This is a genomic window from Acinetobacter brisouisimilis, from assembly GCF_000368265.1.
Classification (GTDB): Bacteria; Pseudomonadota; Gammaproteobacteria; order Pseudomonadales; family Moraxellaceae; genus Acinetobacter.
The window spans coordinates 205,370-220,685 of record NZ_KB851219.1; the positions used below are offsets into that span (position 1 = coordinate 205,370).

Annotated in this window: 14 protein-coding genes and 1 pseudogene; 6 read left to right on the plus strand and 9 right to left on the minus strand. The window is 40.6% G+C overall.

What is annotated here, in order from left to right:
* Positions 1 to 145: 145 nt before the first annotated feature.
* Together F975_RS04650 and F975_RS04655 are read left to right on the plus strand one after the other, a co-directional pair.
* Positions 146 to 1,207 (plus strand): RNA-guided endonuclease InsQ/TnpB family protein, encoded by a 1,062-nt coding sequence (locus tag F975_RS04650; RefSeq protein WP_004750862.1) that lies wholly within the window; start codon positions 146 to 148, stop codon positions 1,205 to 1,207.
* A gap of 182 nt (positions 1,208 to 1,389) precedes the next feature.
* The gene (locus F975_RS04655; RefSeq protein WP_004750863.1) at positions 1,390 to 1,968 is read left to right on the plus strand and encodes a DJ-1/PfpI family protein; all 579 of its coding nucleotides are present in this window, start codon (positions 1,390 to 1,392) and stop codon (positions 1,966 to 1,968) included.
* A gap of 88 nt (positions 1,969 to 2,056) precedes the next feature.
* Here the strand turns inward: F975_RS04655 and F975_RS04660 are convergent, their stop codons facing one another.
* Together F975_RS04660 and lpxO are read right to left on the minus strand one after the other, a co-directional pair.
* Positions 2,057 to 2,722 carry a hypothetical protein gene (locus F975_RS04660; RefSeq protein ID WP_004750865.1) on the minus strand — a complete coding sequence of 222 codons (666 nt, stop codon included), beginning with the start codon at positions 2,720 to 2,722 and terminating at the stop codon, positions 2,057 to 2,059.
* Positions 2,723 to 2,873: 151 nt separating this feature from the next.
* Entirely contained in the window at positions 2,874 to 3,779 is a 906-nt protein-coding gene (gene lpxO / locus F975_RS04665; protein WP_004750867.1) for a lipid A hydroxylase LpxO, read from the minus strand.
* Between the two features lie 664 nt (positions 3,780 to 4,443).
* On the opposite strand from lpxO, the gene sbmA reads away from it, so the two are divergent.
* Positions 4,444 to 5,640, plus strand: coding sequence for a peptide antibiotic transporter SbmA (sbmA, locus tag F975_RS04675; protein WP_004750870.1), 1,197 nt, complete (start codon positions 4,444 to 4,446; stop codon positions 5,638 to 5,640).
* Between the two features lie 140 nt (positions 5,641 to 5,780).
* Here sbmA and F975_RS15810 read toward each other — a convergent pair whose 3' ends face one another.
* The 3 genes from F975_RS15810 to F975_RS04685 all read right to left on the minus strand — a co-directional run bounded on the left by F975_RS15810 (position 5,781) and on the right by F975_RS04685 (position 7,081).
* Positions 5,781 to 5,924: a hypothetical protein gene (locus F975_RS15810; protein WP_004750872.1), complete on the minus strand. Its 144-nt coding sequence runs from the start codon at positions 5,922 to 5,924 to the stop codon at positions 5,781 to 5,783.
* 84 nt (positions 5,925 to 6,008) lie between these two features.
* Entirely contained in the window at positions 6,009 to 6,530 is a 522-nt protein-coding gene (locus tag F975_RS04680) for a chromate transporter (RefSeq protein WP_004750874.1), read from the minus strand.
* Complete coding sequence (locus F975_RS04685) at positions 6,527 to 7,081, minus strand: chromate transporter (RefSeq protein WP_004750876.1); 555 nt, start codon at positions 7,079 to 7,081, stop codon at positions 6,527 to 6,529. The genes F975_RS04680 and F975_RS04685 overlap by 4 nt, the downstream gene beginning before the upstream one ends.
* Positions 7,082 to 7,182: 101 nt before the next feature.
* Here F975_RS04685 and F975_RS04690 point away from each other — a divergent pair.
* Together F975_RS04690 and F975_RS04695 are read left to right on the plus strand one after the other, a co-directional pair.
* Positions 7,183 to 8,096, plus strand: a pseudogene (locus F975_RS04690) (LysR family transcriptional regulator).
* Positions 8,097 to 8,146: 50 nt separating this feature from the next.
* The gene (locus tag F975_RS04695; RefSeq protein WP_004750879.1) at positions 8,147 to 8,653 is read left to right on the plus strand and encodes a hypothetical protein; all 507 of its coding nucleotides are present in this window, start codon (positions 8,147 to 8,149) and stop codon (positions 8,651 to 8,653) included.
* Between the two features lie 345 nt (positions 8,654 to 8,998).
* On the opposite strand, the gene F975_RS04700 is transcribed toward F975_RS04695, so the two are convergent.
* From F975_RS04700 to gatC, 4 genes are all read right to left on the minus strand, one after another.
* Entirely contained in the window at positions 8,999 to 10,708 is a 1,710-nt protein-coding gene (locus F975_RS04700; protein WP_004750880.1) for a DUF262 domain-containing protein, read from the minus strand.
* Between the two features lie 72 nt (positions 10,709 to 10,780).
* Positions 10,781 to 12,256 (minus strand): Asp-tRNA(Asn)/Glu-tRNA(Gln) amidotransferase subunit GatB, encoded by a 1,476-nt coding sequence (gatB, locus tag F975_RS04705; protein WP_004750881.1) that lies wholly within the window; start codon positions 12,254 to 12,256, stop codon positions 10,781 to 10,783.
* Positions 12,256 to 13,734, minus strand: coding sequence for an Asp-tRNA(Asn)/Glu-tRNA(Gln) amidotransferase subunit GatA (gene gatA / locus F975_RS04710; protein WP_004750882.1), 1,479 nt, complete (start codon positions 13,732 to 13,734; stop codon positions 12,256 to 12,258). The genes gatB and gatA overlap by 1 nt, the downstream gene beginning before the upstream one ends.
* 92 nt (positions 13,735 to 13,826) lie before the next feature.
* Complete coding sequence (gene gatC / locus F975_RS04715) at positions 13,827 to 14,138, minus strand: Asp-tRNA(Asn)/Glu-tRNA(Gln) amidotransferase subunit GatC (RefSeq protein WP_004750883.1); 312 nt, start codon at positions 14,136 to 14,138, stop codon at positions 13,827 to 13,829.
* A gap of 131 nt (positions 14,139 to 14,269) precedes the next feature.
* Between gatC and F975_RS04720 the strand changes: the two genes are divergently transcribed.
* Entirely contained in the window at positions 14,270 to 15,316 is a 1,047-nt protein-coding gene (locus tag F975_RS04720) for a rod shape-determining protein (RefSeq protein WP_004750884.1), read from the plus strand.

The window sequence follows — 15,316 nt, forward strand, 5'->3', positions numbered from 1 at the left end:
TTTTTCCTATTTTTTATCGTTTGAAGCATAAAACCTTGAGGGTAGTTCAAGGATATAAGCTACTGCTGCAAGTCATGCGACACAATATGACGTTTAGCTTTGTTATAACAAGGGTTATGTTTTTTGCTTCAGCTATAATCTCTGTATGAAAACACTCAAATTACGCATAAAAGACAAACATTGCAAGGTGCTAGACCAACTCGCATCTGAGGTAAATTTTGTCTGGAATTATGTAAATGATTTGTGTTTTAAACATCTCAAAAAGACAGGTCAATTCTTTAGTGCCTACGATATTGCCAAGTACACTAAAGGCACTTCCAAAGAATGTCATTTGCACAGTCAAACCATTCAGGCTGTAACGGAAGAATTAATTACCCGTAGAAAACAATTCAAAAAAGCCAAACTTAAATGGCGTGTCACCAGTAAGAAATCAGCTAAATACTCATTAGGTTGGATTCCCTTTAAGAAAGTAGCAATTAAATACCAAAATGGACAAGTGAAATACGGTAATCACTGGTTTAGCCTTTGGGATAGTTATGGACTGTCGAAATATAATGTTAAAACAGGCTCATTCGTAGAAGATAGTCGAGGACGTTGGTATGTTTGCTTAGTTGTGGATACCCTTGAAGCAGACAAGAGTACAGCCACTAAGGCGATTGGTATTGATCTAGGCTTAAAAGACATTGCGACTTGTTCAGATGGCACAATTATTTCTAATCCTAAGTTCTATCGTCAGTATGAGCAAAAGCTTGGTATAGCCCAAAGAGCAAAGAATAAAAAACGCGCTCGTGCATTACATGCCAAGATTGCAAACTGTCGTAAAGACTACTTGCATAAAGCAAGCACTCAGCTTGTGAAAGAAAATGCACTGATTATAGTAGGTGACTTAAGTGCTAAAAAACTTGTAAAAACTAAGATAGCAAAATCGGTTTTGGATACAGGATTTTCAGCGCTCAAAACAATGCTCAAGTATAAATGCGAGAACGCAGGAGTATTGTTTGAAGAAGTCAATGAAGCCTATACCACCCAGATTTGTTCGTGCTGTAAGAAAATATCAAGCAGTAGTCCGAAAGGTAGGATAGATCTTGGAATAAGAGAATGGCAGTGTGTGGAATGCGGTACATTCCACGATAGAGATATAAACTCAGCACTGAATATTCTCGCGCTCGGACATGAGCGTCTAGAAGTAGGAATTCTCAGTCTTTAGCTGCGTTAATTGCAGCTCAAGACTGAGGAGGATGTCAAAGCATACGGTAAATAATTAAAGAAAAGAACCAGTATAAAAAATGGACAGGATCAACATTACATAAAGATATACAGGCAAAAATCCATTTTTCAGTGCAGTATGCTATTGTCTAAAAATTATCAAAAAACAACACGGAGAATAATATGAGCAAGCAGCTACTCATGCTCGTTGGCGATTATGCAGAAGATTATGAAACCATGGTGCCTTTTCAGTTTTTAACAGGACTCGGTTATGTGGTGCATGCCGTTTGCCCAAATAAAAAATCAGGAGATCATATCGCGACTGCGATTCATGACTTTGAAGGTGAGCAGACTTATAGTGAAAAACGTGGGCATAATTTTGCAATCAACTATGACTTCGATGCAGTTAATCCTGAGGACTATGTTGGTTTAGTCATTCCAGGTGGGCGTGCACCTGAATATTTGCGTATGTATGCACGTGTAGTCGAAATTGTACAAGCATTTGATGCTGCTCAAAAACCGATTGCAGCGGTCTGCCATGGGGCACAGTTATTGGCTGCTGCAAATGTATTGCAAGGTAAAACCTGTTCTGCGTATCCTGCCTGTGCGGCTGAGGTCAAACTCGCAGGTGGAACCTATGCCGATATTGCAGTAACAGACGCCGTAACCGATGGGCACTTGGTGACTGCACCTGCGTGGCCTGCACATCCTGCTTGGTTGGCGCAGTTTGTGAAGTTACTCGGTGCTGAAATTCGGATTTAAACAAGCGATCTTGAAAAAGATAGGATTGAAAAAACAGGCTGCATTGCAGCCTGTTTTTTATCGCAACAAATTGCCATTCTATTTTAAATTAAGGTTGTTGTTTTTTAAGCTCACGAATTAACTGGGCTTCATAATCATCCAGAACCTGATTGATATTGGCAATCCATTTGCTGCCATTGGCAATTTGGCCAGAATTGGTCACTTTACTATAAATATGAATGGGTTGGAATGATGTTTTATTATTGAGCACATCGCTGTCAATTTCAGAGTGAATTTTAATCGAGGTAAAACCAGGTTGAAACCAAGACCAGAACTTATTAATTTTTACAGTAAGAACCAAATTTGCAGTGGCTTTATTGGCGTCGGTATTTGGGAGTACCTGATAGCCTGATTGGGTTAAGGCACGTTCTACACGTGTTTTGACCACATCTGTCACTGTTCCTTGTTCTAATAAAATATCTCCAAGTGCCATGCCATAACCATTGCGCTTACGTGCAACTGCACGGGCTTTTTCATCTTGAGTTGCTTGTGCCAGACCACCTTTTAATGACGGGATATCTGGGGTTTTTGGGGCTTCTTGAAAAATACGGTCATCTTCAACCAGTGCAATCACTGCCGTATGTTGACTGCTTTGTTGTGGCGCTATTACTGGGAGAGGTGGCGTTGCTGGCAGTTGAATCAGTCCGCGTGACGTAGCACAGCCAGTGAGTGTTACAGACAAGAGCAAGGTCAAATTTAAACATATTTTTTGCATAATGATTTTCCATTGTTATTAAAATTGTAGATTAATTAATCATAATATATTTAAGCTGATCGATGAAACACGATTGATTCGTTATTTTCTGACAATAGAATATAAAAAACCGCATCTTTCAATGCGGTTCAAATTTATGTATTTTAAATGCTTACAATAAACTTGGTAATAAAATTGCACCAATAATCACTAAAAACAAAATCCATTTGATTAAATAATACATGCGACGGTTTTTAGCTTTAAGCTCGCGGCCTTTGGCATGAATTGCATAAAAATATTTAAAAATACGGTTAATAAAACCTGTCTGGTCTTGCGCATCGTTGGGTGACGCTGATGCTGACATCACATTGCGACCAAACCAGTGATTGAAGTTTTGTGCCCATTGCCATTTCATTGGGCGTTCAATGTCACAAAACAAAATAATACGGGTTTGCTCAGCCTTGTTTTGTGCCCAGTGTACATAGGTTTCATCAAATACAGTTGCTTCACCATCGCGCCAGCTATAACGCTCCTGATCAACTTCAATAAAACACTCATCACTATTGGGTGTGCTTAATCCCAAATGATAACGTACTGAACCTGCATAGGGGTCACGGTGTTTACCCAAGTAGCTGCCTGAAGGTAATTCGGCAAACATAGCGGCTTTGACTGATGGAATTTTCTCTAAGATTTCGACAGTTTTAGGGCAAAGTTGTTGAGCTGAAGGATGGCTGTCTTGATACCATTTGAGATAAAAACGCTTCCAGCCACGTTTAAAGAAGGTATTAAAACCTGCGTCATTATTACTTGAAGCCGCTTTAATTTGGCTTTGTAATGCAATGGCTTCATCACGAATGACCTGCCAGTTATCCTGTAGCGGTTTCAGCTCAGGAAAATCCTCAACAGGATAGAACGGTTGGGCTGGTAAACGGGAAAAACCCGTCATAAACATATTGACTGGACCTAAGAAGGTTGAATGATCAAATAGTTGGCGTGACAGCTTTAGGCGCTCTTTCCCCCGAAAATAGGTATAGAGCAAGCTAATCACAAAAATCGTTACAATAATAATCGCGTACATAGAGAAGAATCACCACCATAATCACAATCAATCCAGATTGTATTTTAGTTCATTCTAGCAGAATCAGGTTGTTGGCGGATTTTAAACTGAATTCGTCAGAATCATCATCGATAAATTGTAAAAAAATAATCGATTTTTTGATTAAATACAGCCATAAACTTGCAAAACAATGTCCTAAAAATGACACGGCATTTGCAGCAAGGTGAAGATATGTTGTGTTATAAAGCGACAAGCAAGAGACAGAATGATAAAAAGAATTCCGTTTTTTAGGCTTATTTTTATAGACCACACCAATCTGATACACACTACATTTAATTTTTCATGTAGATCATGGCGTGAATCCGATAACATCCAGAATCTAAAAGTAAAATAGACTTCGTTGATTAAGCTATTTTATTGCTCTTGCACTTCATTGAAATAGACTTGAATTGCTTAGAGAGAAAAACAAAGAGGCTGTATGTAAAGCCTGACGAAAAAATCGAATATGCTTTAAATTGTTCATGGATAACTAGGAACATATTTGTGCTTTTTTGATTGAGGTTTACAAAAAATAAAAACATCATGCCTAAGCGTTACTTACACTGTTTTTGCAACAGGCCCTCAGCTTAAACAGTTATAATCAGCTCAGGCAGAATTTCAAAATTAGATGGAATATCCCCACAGCATGTTTAAATCGTTTTTTCCTGCACCGCGTGCATTTTTTCTTTCAGTTGTCGCATGGCTGTCGTTTAACCTGATCTTGTGGTACTCAGGTGGAAAGGCGTGGGGCACTTTACTGGGCTGGGCACAGGGGTATGCAGAAGCGCCGTCTGCGATTGGCGTGAGTCGCTTTTGGTCACCTGCATTTCTATGGTTTTATATATGGTTCTTTATTGCAACCGCCATTTTTGCAGGTTTTTGGCGTTTTTTCTCAGACAATAAATGGCAACGCTGGTCAGTCTGGGGATCAGCCCTCATTTTGTTTAATATCTGGTTTGGTGTGCAAGTCAGTGTCGCGGTCAATGCATGGTATGGTCCATTTTGGGACATGATCCAGAAAATGCTGGGAAGTGGCGGTGGCGACATCAAAGACCTGTATATGGGGACATTAACGTTCTTATACATTGCCATGGTTGCAGTAACATTTGCAGTATTGAACTCATTTTTGGTGAGTCATTACATTTTCCGTTGGCGTACTGCCATGAATGAATATTACAGCGAGCATTGGTTAAAATTACGCAATATAGAAGGCGCATCACAGCGGGTACAAGAAGATACCATGCGTTTTGCAACCACAATGGAAGATTTAGGTGTCCGCTTTGTCAAAGCGATTATGATCCTGATCGCGTTTTTACCGATTTTATTTCAGCTTTCAGCACATGTTCCCGCACTGCCAATCATTGGTGAAATTAAACATTCTTTAGTGTATGCAGCAGTGGTCTGGGCGGCTTTTGGTACATTCTTGTTAATGTTTGTCGGTATTAAATTACCTGGCTTAGAATTTAATAATCAAAGGGTTGAAGCCGCTTACCGTAAAGAACTGGTGTATGGTGAAGATTGTATTGAACGTGCAGAGCCTGCGACACTCAGAGAGTTGTTCGGTCATGTCCGTAAAAACTATTTCCGTCTGTATTTTCACTACACTTACTTTAACTTGGTGAGTACGTGGTACATGCAGCTCGATGTCTTGTATAGCCTTGTGGTGCTGTTCCCATCGATTGCCGCAGGAAAAATGACTTTGGGTTTACTCAACCAGATTGGCAACGTATTCGATAAAGTACGTGAGTCATTTCAGTATTTGATTAGCTCATGGAAAACCATTATTGAACTGCTCTCGATTTATAAGCGTCTAAAAGCCTTTGAGTCGATTTTGCATAAATAAGGTTTTAAACGCCTAAATGAAAAAACCAGTCAATCAAAATATTGACTGGCTTTTTTTTGTGGAATCGGTGATTTATGGTCAGTATATTTTTAGTATTTTATAAAAGGCCATGATCATCAATCAGATGCATTTTGCATGCGTTAAAGGTGAAATACTTCACCTAAAAAATGTGCGATAGGGCGAAAAATACCCATCACCAAATTGGGAAGAAACTCAAAACATATATCGACCAGAAACTCTATCAAAGAGGATGGTTTATCTTTATCACGTTCTGACTCTTGCATAAATATCACCTAAATGATGAGTGAAGAATAAACAGTATTATCGTTTTAAGGATGATAAATCATGTTCATCAGTGTGACATAAACTTATAAAAAACACACGCCCAACACCGCACCCAGCAACATAACCCAAAGCGGATGCACTGTTTTAAATAAGCCAAGTCCTGCTGTTGCCAAAATAATCACAGTCAATAAAAGATTTTGTGCTGATGCTGAACCAATCAGCCATGCACTAACCAAGACCAGTCCAACTGTCACAGGTTTTAGGGCTTTTTCAAAGCGTGAATGTAAAGGATGATCTTTGACTTGTCGCCAGAACTTGAGTGCATAAACCGTAATCACTGAAGATGGCGCAAACATGGCAATCGAGGTCACCAGTAAACCTGCAGTCCCTGCAACATGCCAGCCAATCAAAGGGATAATCATCATGTTTGGGCCAGGCGCTGCTTGCGCCATTGCGAACAGGGCACTAAATTCTTCAGCAGTCAGCCAATGGTGGACATAGACCACCTGATACTGCATTTCAGGCAAAATTGCATTGCCACCGCCAAATGCCAGTAAAGATAATTCTGCAAATACCAATGCCAGTGACCATAACACCCAAATCATGCGCGTTTTGCTCCCAAACTTAAAACCCACATATTCAGACCCAGCAAAATGATCAGGGTAAATAACAATGGTATTTTCACCACGACCATGAGCATAAAGGTCAGCACAATACTGCTGGCCGTCAAATAACTTTTGGCAATCGGTTTAAGCATTTTTAAACCTGTGGAAAATAACAGACCTGCTGCCGCTGCAGCCAAACCTTGAATCGCATGCTGTACTGCAGGTAAAGTTTGAAACTGGCTATAAATCTGATAAATCAGCAATACAATAATGGTAGGCGCACAGATTAATCCTAAAATGGCACAGAGCGCACCCTTGACGCCATGAAACTCCATGCCAATCGCCACAGACATATTAATAATATTGCCACCTGGTAAAATCTGGCAGACTCCAAGCAGGTCGGTAAACTGAGCTGTACTTAACCAGCGGTTTTCTTCCACAATCATACGATGTGCAAGTGGCAGAACACCGCCAAAACCCATCAATCCCAATTTTAAGAAACCTAAAAACAATGCTTTGCATGTTGGTATGTTGAGTACTTGTTCGCTCACCAGATCACCTTAACCTGTCCCAAGATGTATATAGCATGCAGCGCTTATGCTATATTGACAAATGCTATTTTTACCTTAAACCATGCCTAAAAAGTATAGCAATGATTGAGATTCATAAACTTAATGCCTTTGTTGCCGTGGTTGAAGAAAGTAATATTTCTAAAGCTGCAAATCGTTTGTATATGCAGCAACCGCCTTTAACACGATTGATTAAAAGTCTGGAACAAGAACTTGGAACGGTATTGTTTAAACGCTTGCCGCGTGGGGTAGAAGTCACTGAGGCTGGGCGAGTATTGTATCAAGAGGCCGTGAGCATCTTGGCGCATGCACAGGCGATTCCCAAACGGGTGCAAAATATCGCACAGGGTCTGGAAGGGCAGCTTCATATTGGATTTACCCACTCAGTGGGTTTGCATCCTTTTTTACCTACGTTACTTCACCAGTTTCGTGAACAGTTTCCTGCAGTCACGATTCAGCTAGAAGAAGAAAGCAGTCGTGATTTAATTGATGCTGTTTTTAATGAAAAACTGGATCTCATTTTTTGCGTAAGCCCGCGCCACTTCGTGCCGAGTTGCAGAGTGTACATGTGCTGGATGAACCATTAATTGTAGCGCTGCCGAGTAATCATCCTCTGACAGAAAAAAGTGGGGCAATTCGCTTGCTCGATTTAGAACCCTATGAGTTTGTCTTATATCTGCGACTGGCAGGACAGGATTTATTCGATAATATTTTGGCGCATTGTTATCAGGCAGGTTTTAGCCCCAATATTGTTCAGGAAGCGCCGCGTTTAACCTCGAGCCTAAATCTGATCGCCGCAGGGATTGGCGTGTCGATTGTACCTGCTTCAATTCAGGACTTTTGGAATAAACAGATTGTATATAAGACCCTTAAAGCCGAGTCGCCGTGTATTGCCCCGATTTATACGGTGTATCGGGCAGATGCAAATGTTCGGGTACAGCACGTACTAGAATTGCTAGCTGCACCTGCCAGATCGATACAGAGTCATAACACCTAAGCATCATATCGTGTGCTAAAAAGAAGCCAATGACTGAATGGAGTTTAAGAATGTCCACACAACGTAAACATGTATCTTTGAGTCGAGCACTTTTGATGGCAGCTGCTGTCTTTGGCACAACCCAAGTCACGATGGCAAGCCCAACCGTTGATCGGCTCAGTGATTGCTTGATGAAATCTACTACTGCAACCGATAAAACTGCAGTGTTGCAGTGGACGTTTGTGTCTTTATCGAACCATCCTGATTTAAAACAGTTTAGTCATGTGACAGACGAGCAAAAAACTGCATTGGATAAAAACGTGGCGCAGGTATTGCAGCGCATTTTGGTCGATCAATGTCCGACACAGACCAAAGCAGTAATTCAGGCGGAAGGCGTACAAGCGGTAGGAGAGAGCTTCCAGCAGTTGGGGCAGATTACGGGTGAGGAAATTATTAAAAATCCTGAGGTGAAGCAGCAGCTCAATGGTTTGTTGCGTTATGTGGATGTAAATAAGCTGGTCGTGACGTTTTTGACGCCTGATATTTGGAATCAGTTGGGAACGATTCGAGGGAAGTAGTTTTAAATCCTCTCCATAGCCCTCACTTGCGCTTCGTCTTAAAGCAATGCTTTAAAACTTGCTCAGGAGAAGGGGATATTCATTATTAAATTGATTCCAGCATTTAATTTATAATGATTGCTCCTTCTCCCACTGGGAGAAGGCGGGGGATGAGGGTAACTATAAATCACGCATAAAAAAGGACTTTGAAAGTTGGATGCATCCTAAGTCTTCAAGTTTGGTGATTGAGGATACTTTTTTGATGGTCATATTGTTTTTGGTGTGAGGTATTTGAATAGGTTTTAGATTCTCCCTCACTTAAAAAGCGAGAATAGAGAATCTTATGACGATGTCTACAAAAGTAAATTAAATTTTCCAAATTTCTTTTGCATTTTCATATAAGAAAGATGCCCGTTCTCCTATATTTTGCTCATTCCATTTGTCTTCTGATAGATATTGGCTTATTGTTTCAAGTCCTGCAGCATATGTGTTCAAGCCTTTTTTATCAGCTTTACCCGCACGTTTAATTGCCCAATTCGCATCTCTGATTGTTGAGTTCAAAGCTTGCGTAATAATAGCTAAATTCCCTAAAGTGAGCAGTTTTCGATTGCGATTGATTTTATCTTCTTGTGTGGAAAGTTTATCCCAGTTGTTTTCCCATTTTTTTGGCATTAAATGTTCTAAGCTATATTTGCTAATTCCTAACAGTTGAGTTGATTGTAAACTTCTATTGCGGATTTTAGATTCTATAAAATATAGAATTCCAGCAGCTTGTTTATTGACTAAACACGAACTGTTAAATCCTTGTTTTAGTTCTTCATCCGAAGGTAAAAAATTTACTTTGTCAGCTTGCCCTTCTAAATACTCTAAAAACTGCTTTTTAGATAGAATTTCATTATTTATTAATCTGTCTGTAAAAAGTTGGTTATAATTTTTTGTATTAGCATGAACAACCATTCGTCGAAAAATATATGTTTCAATAAAATCAAACAGCTCATTTCGATAAGTATCATTTGGTACATTTTTCAAAATGTAAAGGGTATAAGGGATTAGGGTGGATGTATCTAAACCAAAAATTATTGCATTAATTCTTTCAATGCCTGACTGGGCTGTAAGCTCATTTTCAATAGTACTGAAATCAAAATTCTCTTGAAAGATTAATGCATACTCTTTAATTTCTTTAAGAATGCCATTTTTGTCATTGCCTAGATAGGTTTGGATAATTTTTTTGTAAGACTCGAATAAATTTTCAACTTTTGAGAACTCTATTTTATCCTCAGTTTTTATATTTAGTGCTTTGTCTTGAATTTTTATTTGTAAATAAGAAAAGAAAAATAAGTCAATGAAAGCTCTTTTAATGCGCCCAGTTGTTATTTCTCTGTCCCAATATTGCTTAGTCTCTTCATTTTTCTCGAAAATATTTTTCCAATAAACTTCATAAGTTGAAATCTCATTACGGTTGAAAAAATAGTTCTTCAAAAGTTCGGCAGTGGTTAATGTAACGCCTAATGAATTAATGGTGTCAAAAATTTGTTGCTCATCTTCATTTTCACTAAGATCAATGCCTACAAACAAAATTTTGGAAAGAATATTGTTTATATTTAATTTTTCAGGCTTTATATTTTCTTTGAAATAATGGTAGGCATTTGTGATGTTGTCGCAACCTTTAAGATTTTCTAATTCAATTAAATTCATTACTTTTTCATAAGCATCAATATCATTGTGATTATGCTGAATAGCAATCAAATCTCTTAACTTGAACATTCGATTAAATTCATAATCATCTTTAGTTTTGAGTGCTAAAACTTTGAAAAAGATTGAAAGAGTGGTTAATCTTTGTTGGCCATCAATTAGAGTTCGTTGGTCACCAACTTTATTTCCTGTGGTTGTTGGTTGTTGTTTAAGGATTACTGAACCTAAAAAATATGGTTTGTTTGATTGGCTTATGCTTTCCATATCTTCCAAAAGCCTTTCCCATTGAGTTTTATCCCAAACGTAAGAGCGCTGAAAAAAAGGAATTTCTAAGATTCGGTTCCCGTTAAAAATATCGTTAATAGTTCTTTTGCCTGCATCCATATTTGTCTCTAATAAAAAACCCCACATAAAGTGAGGTTTTTATATCATGAAATTAATTGACTAGCTAATAAATCAACCAATCAATTTCTTCATCAATTCATTGACTTGCGCAGGATTGGCTTTACCTTTTGCAGCTTTCATCACTTGACCGACAAGACCGTTAAAGGCTTTTTCTTTACCAGACTTGTACTCTTCAACCATTTTTTCATTGGCTGCAAGCACATCTTTAATAATCGCTTCAATCGCGCCTGTATCGGTTTCTTGCTTCAAGCCTTTTTCAGCAATAATGGCATCGGCAGTTTTGCCTTCTTCCCACATAAAACCAAACACTTGCTTAGCGATTTTGCCGTTAATGGTGTTATCGACAATACGCGCAATCATGCCGCCAAGTTGCTCAGCAGATACAGGAGAAGCCGCCAAGTCCAAGCCTGCTTTATTTAAAGCACCTGAGAATTCACCCATGACCCAGTTTGCAGACACTTTACCTTGAGCTGCACCACCTGCCGCCGCAACGACTGCCTCAAAAAAGTCAGACATTTCACGCGAAAGCGTAAGGACATGCGCATCATACTCAGTCACGCCAAAGTCAGCGACAAAGCGTTCACGACGTGCCGCAGGTAACTCAGGCATGGTGGCTTTAATCGCTTCAATTTGCGCATCTGCAATAATCACAGGCAACAAGTCAGGGTCAGGGAAGTAGCGGTAATCGTTCGCTTCTTCTTTAGAACGCATTGAACGCGTTTCCATTTTCACAGGGTCGAACAAACGGGTTTCTTGATCAATCGTGCCATCCCATTCCAAAATTTCCATTTGGCGTTCAATTTCAACATTGATCGCTTGTTCAATGAAACGGAATGAGTTGAGGTTTTTCAATTCACAACGTGTACCAAACGGCTGACCTGGACGACGCAAAGATACGTTACAGTCACAGCGGAACGAACCTTCTGCCATATTACCGTCAGAAATACCGAGCCAACGCACTAAAGTGTGAATCGCTTTAATGTAGGCAACCGCTTCTTCAACCGAACGCATGTCAGGTTCAGACACGATTTCAAGTAAAGGTGTACCTGCACGGTTCAAGTCAATGCCTGACATACCTTCAAACTGGTCATGGATTGATTTACCTGCATCTTCCTCAAGGTGGGCACGAGTGACGCCAATGCGCTTCACTGTGCCATCTTCAAGTTGAATGTCGATATGACCCAAGCCCACAATCGGGTTGTCCATCTGGCTAATCTGGTAGCCTTTTGGAGAGTCAGGATAAAAATAGTTTTTACGGGCAAACACAGACGCTTGGTCGATATAGGCATCGATACCCAAACCAAAACGGATCGCCAGATCAACCACTTCAGCATTTAAAACAGGCAAAACACCAGGCATTGCTAAGTCAACTAGGCTGGCCTGGGTATTTGGGTCTTGACCGAACTCAGTTGAAGAACCTGAGAAGATTTTTGATTTAGTTGCAAGTTGAGTGTGAATCTCAATCCCGATTACCACTTCCCAACCATCAATCAGGTTTGATTTAGGCTTTTTTTGAGCTTGTGCCATTATGCATTCTCCTCAGCAATTGCCGCACGTTGGGTGTGGAAGTCGGTGTTTTGTTGGTATTGATGCACAATCGACAACAATTGTGATTCAGACCAGTAGTTACCAATCAACTGCAAGCCGACAGGCAAGTTGTGATCATCTAAACCTACAGGTGCGTTAATCGCTGGCAGGCCTGCCAAGTTCACAGCAAGGGTGTACACGTCACCCAAATACATTTCTGTTGGGCTAAGGTTCGCACCGATTTTGTAGGCTGTAGTTGGTGCAGATGGCGCGGCAATCACATCAACATTTTCAAAGGCTTTTAAGAAGTCTTGTTGAATTAAACGACGAACTTTCTGTGCTTTGACATAATAAGCATCGTAATAACCCGCAGAAAGCGCATAAGTACCGATCAGGATACGACGCTTCACTTCTTCACCAAAACCTTCAGAACGAGAACGCTTGTACAGGTCCATCAAGTCCACAGGGTTTTCACAGCGGTAGCCATAGCGCACGCCGTCATAACGAGACAAGTTTGAAGAAGCTTCAGCAGGTGCGATTAGGTAATAGGTTGGCACATAAGCTTCAACCATATTAAGGTCAACTTCGACCAAGATTGCGCCCATATCTTCAAGTTTCTTCAATGACTCTTCAACACGTGCTTTAACGTCAGCTGCTAAACCTGCAACATTAAAGTACTGTTTAGGAATACCAATGCGTAAACCTTTCACCGAAGTTGCATTCAGGTTTGCAACATAGTCATCAACCTCTTTATCGACAGAAGTTGAGTCTTTGGCATCGTGACCTGCAATCACATTCATCAGGTAAGCACAGTCTTCAGCCGAGCGTGCCATTGGGCCTGCTTGGTCTAAAGATGAAGCGAACGCAATGATCCCGAAACGAGAAACGCGACCATAAGTCGGTTTTAAACCCGTCAAACCACAAAAAGATGCAGGTTGGCGAATTGAACCGCCTGTGTCTGTACCCGTTGCAAACGGTGCAAGGTCTGCTGCAACTACCGCTGCTGAACCACCTGAAGAACCACCTGGAACATAGTTCAAGTTCCACGGGTTTTTGGTTGCGCCGTAGTATGAGCTTTCAGAGGTTGAACCCATGGCAAACTCATCCATGTTCACTTTACCCAAAGTTACCAGACCCGCTGCTTTGGCTTTGGTCACGACAGTGGCATCGTAAGGTGAAATGAAGTTGTCGAGCATTTTTGAGCCCGCAGAGGTGCGCACACCCTGGGTACAGAAAATGTCTTTATGCGCAAGCGGAATCCCTGCCAGAGCCGTTGCATTACCTGCTTTGATCGCGGCATCGGCAGCATCGGCTTGGCTAAGTGCAAGTTCAGGCGTTACGGTGACATAACTTTTAACCTGAGCGTCAATTTTTTCAATACGCTTTAAATAATGTTGTGTCAGTTCACGAGAAGAAAATTTGCCTTGTTGCAAACCTTCTGATAACTCGCGAATAGAGAGACGATGTAAATTAGTCATAATTTAAAATCTGATCTAAAAAGTAGCACGATTTGGTTATTTCGTTGGAAAGTACGACAAAAGTGCGAGTATTTACAAAATGAAACAAAAGATTATTCGATCACACGTGGTACAAGATACAAGCCATCTTGGGTTGCAGGTGCAACAGCTTGATATTCTTCACGGTGGTTTGTTTCAGTGACCACATCAGGGCGTAAAGGTTGTGGATGGTCAAATGGGCTTTTTAATGGCTCAATACCAGTAGTATCAATGCCTTTTAAGGTTTCCATCATGCCTAAAATTTTATTTAGACTTTGTGCGTACTCTGCAGATTGCGTATCATTGAACGATAAACGTGCAAGATTGGCAATTTGCGATACGGTTTGAGCATTTAGATCTGAATGCTGAGCATCCGATGTAGACATAACATCACCTTGTCAGTATCAAAAAATTTCAAAATATCGTGCTATATGATAAGCGATTGACTTGTTCAAATCATCACATTTAGTTAAAGTTGCGACCTTGCGTCCACATTTGTAAAAACTGAGTACGACCCGTGATTTTAAAACGACTAATTGGCTTGTTTTCGCCAGATCTTGCGATTGATTTAGGTACAGCTAACACACTCATTTATGCACCAGGACGGGGCATTATCTTGAATGAACCGACGGTGGTGGCAATTCGCCACAGTGGTTCACAAAAAATTGTTGCAGCCGTTGGTCTAGATGCGAAACAAATGCTAGGTCGTACCCCTGCCAATATTTCTGCAATTCGTCCGATGAAAGATGGTGTGATTGCAGACTTTGAAGTCACCGAAACCATGTTAAACCAATTTATTGGTAAAGTGCATGAAAAACGTTTATTCCCACCAGCGCCGCGTGTTGTCGTCTGTGTGCCATGTAAATCAACACTGGTTGAACGCCGTGCCATTCGTGAGGCAGTTTACAATGCGGGTGCCCGTGATGTTCGCCTGATTGAAGAGCCTATGGCTGCAGCAATTGGCGCTGGTTTGCCAGTTGAGCAAGCATGTGGCTCCATGGTAGTCGATGTAGGTGGTGGTACGACAGAAATCGCCATCATTTCTTTACAAGGTTGTGTATACGCAGATTCTTTACGTATTGGTGGTGATGTCTTTGATGAACAGATCATTAACTATGTGCGTAAGGCGCATGGTTGTGTGATTGGTGAAACGACTGCTGAACTCATTAAGAAAGAAGTGGGTATGGCAGTTGAAGATGAACACACCAAGAAACTTGAAATTGAAGTGCGTGGTCGTAATCTGGCAGAAGGTGTACCTCGCTCAATTACAGTGACTTCTGAGGAAGTGATGCAAGCGATTGCAGATCCTCTACAAAGCATTGTCAGTGCGGTAAAATCTGCACTTGAGCAAACACCTCCTGAACTTTCTTCAGACATCGCCGAACGCGGCATCGTTTTGACAGGTGGTGGTGCATTACTACGTAACTTGGATAAATTATTGGCACAAGAAACTGGCTTGCCAGTGGTTGTGGCTGAAGATCCTTTAACTTGCGTGACACGCGGTGGTGGAAAAGTCCTTGAGTTCTTTGACAACCCAAACCATGACATGCTTTTTGTAGGATAA

What these genes read in the sequence shown, in the direction of transcription:
- F975_RS04650 (WP_004750862.1), top strand. Translation starts at nt 146, where the DNA reads ATGAAAACACTCAAATTACGCATAAAAGACAAACATTGCAAGGTGCTA.
- F975_RS04655 (WP_004750863.1), top strand. Translation starts at nt 1,390, where the DNA reads ATGAGCAAGCAGCTACTCATGCTCGTTGGCGATTATGCAGAAGATTAT.
- F975_RS04660 (WP_004750865.1), bottom strand. Translation starts at nt 2,722, where the DNA reads ATGCAAAAAATATGTTTAAATTTGACCTTGCTCTTGTCTGTAACACTC.
- lpxO (WP_004750867.1), bottom strand. Translation starts at nt 3,779, where the DNA reads ATGTACGCGATTATTATTGTAACGATTTTTGTGATTAGCTTGCTCTAT.
- sbmA (WP_004750870.1), top strand. Translation starts at nt 4,444, where the DNA reads ATGTTTAAATCGTTTTTTCCTGCACCGCGTGCATTTTTTCTTTCAGTT.
- F975_RS15810 (WP_004750872.1), bottom strand. Translation starts at nt 5,924, where the DNA reads ATGCAAGAGTCAGAACGTGATAAAGATAAACCATCCTCTTTGATAGAG.
- F975_RS04680 (WP_004750874.1), bottom strand. Translation starts at nt 6,530, where the DNA reads ATGATTTGGGTGTTATGGTCACTGGCATTGGTATTTGCAGAATTATCT.
- F975_RS04695 (WP_004750879.1), top strand. Translation starts at nt 8,147, where the DNA reads ATGTCCACACAACGTAAACATGTATCTTTGAGTCGAGCACTTTTGATG.
- F975_RS04700 (WP_004750880.1), bottom strand. Translation starts at nt 10,708, where the DNA reads ATGGATGCAGGCAAAAGAACTATTAACGATATTTTTAACGGGAACCGA.
- gatB (WP_004750881.1), bottom strand. Translation starts at nt 12,256, where the DNA reads ATGGCACAAGCTCAAAAAAAGCCTAAATCAAACCTGATTGATGGTTGG.
- gatA (WP_004750882.1), bottom strand. Translation starts at nt 13,734, where the DNA reads ATGACTAATTTACATCGTCTCTCTATTCGCGAGTTATCAGAAGGTTTG.
- gatC (WP_004750883.1), bottom strand. Translation starts at nt 14,138, where the DNA reads ATGTCTACATCGGATGCTCAGCATTCAGATCTAAATGCTCAAACCGTA.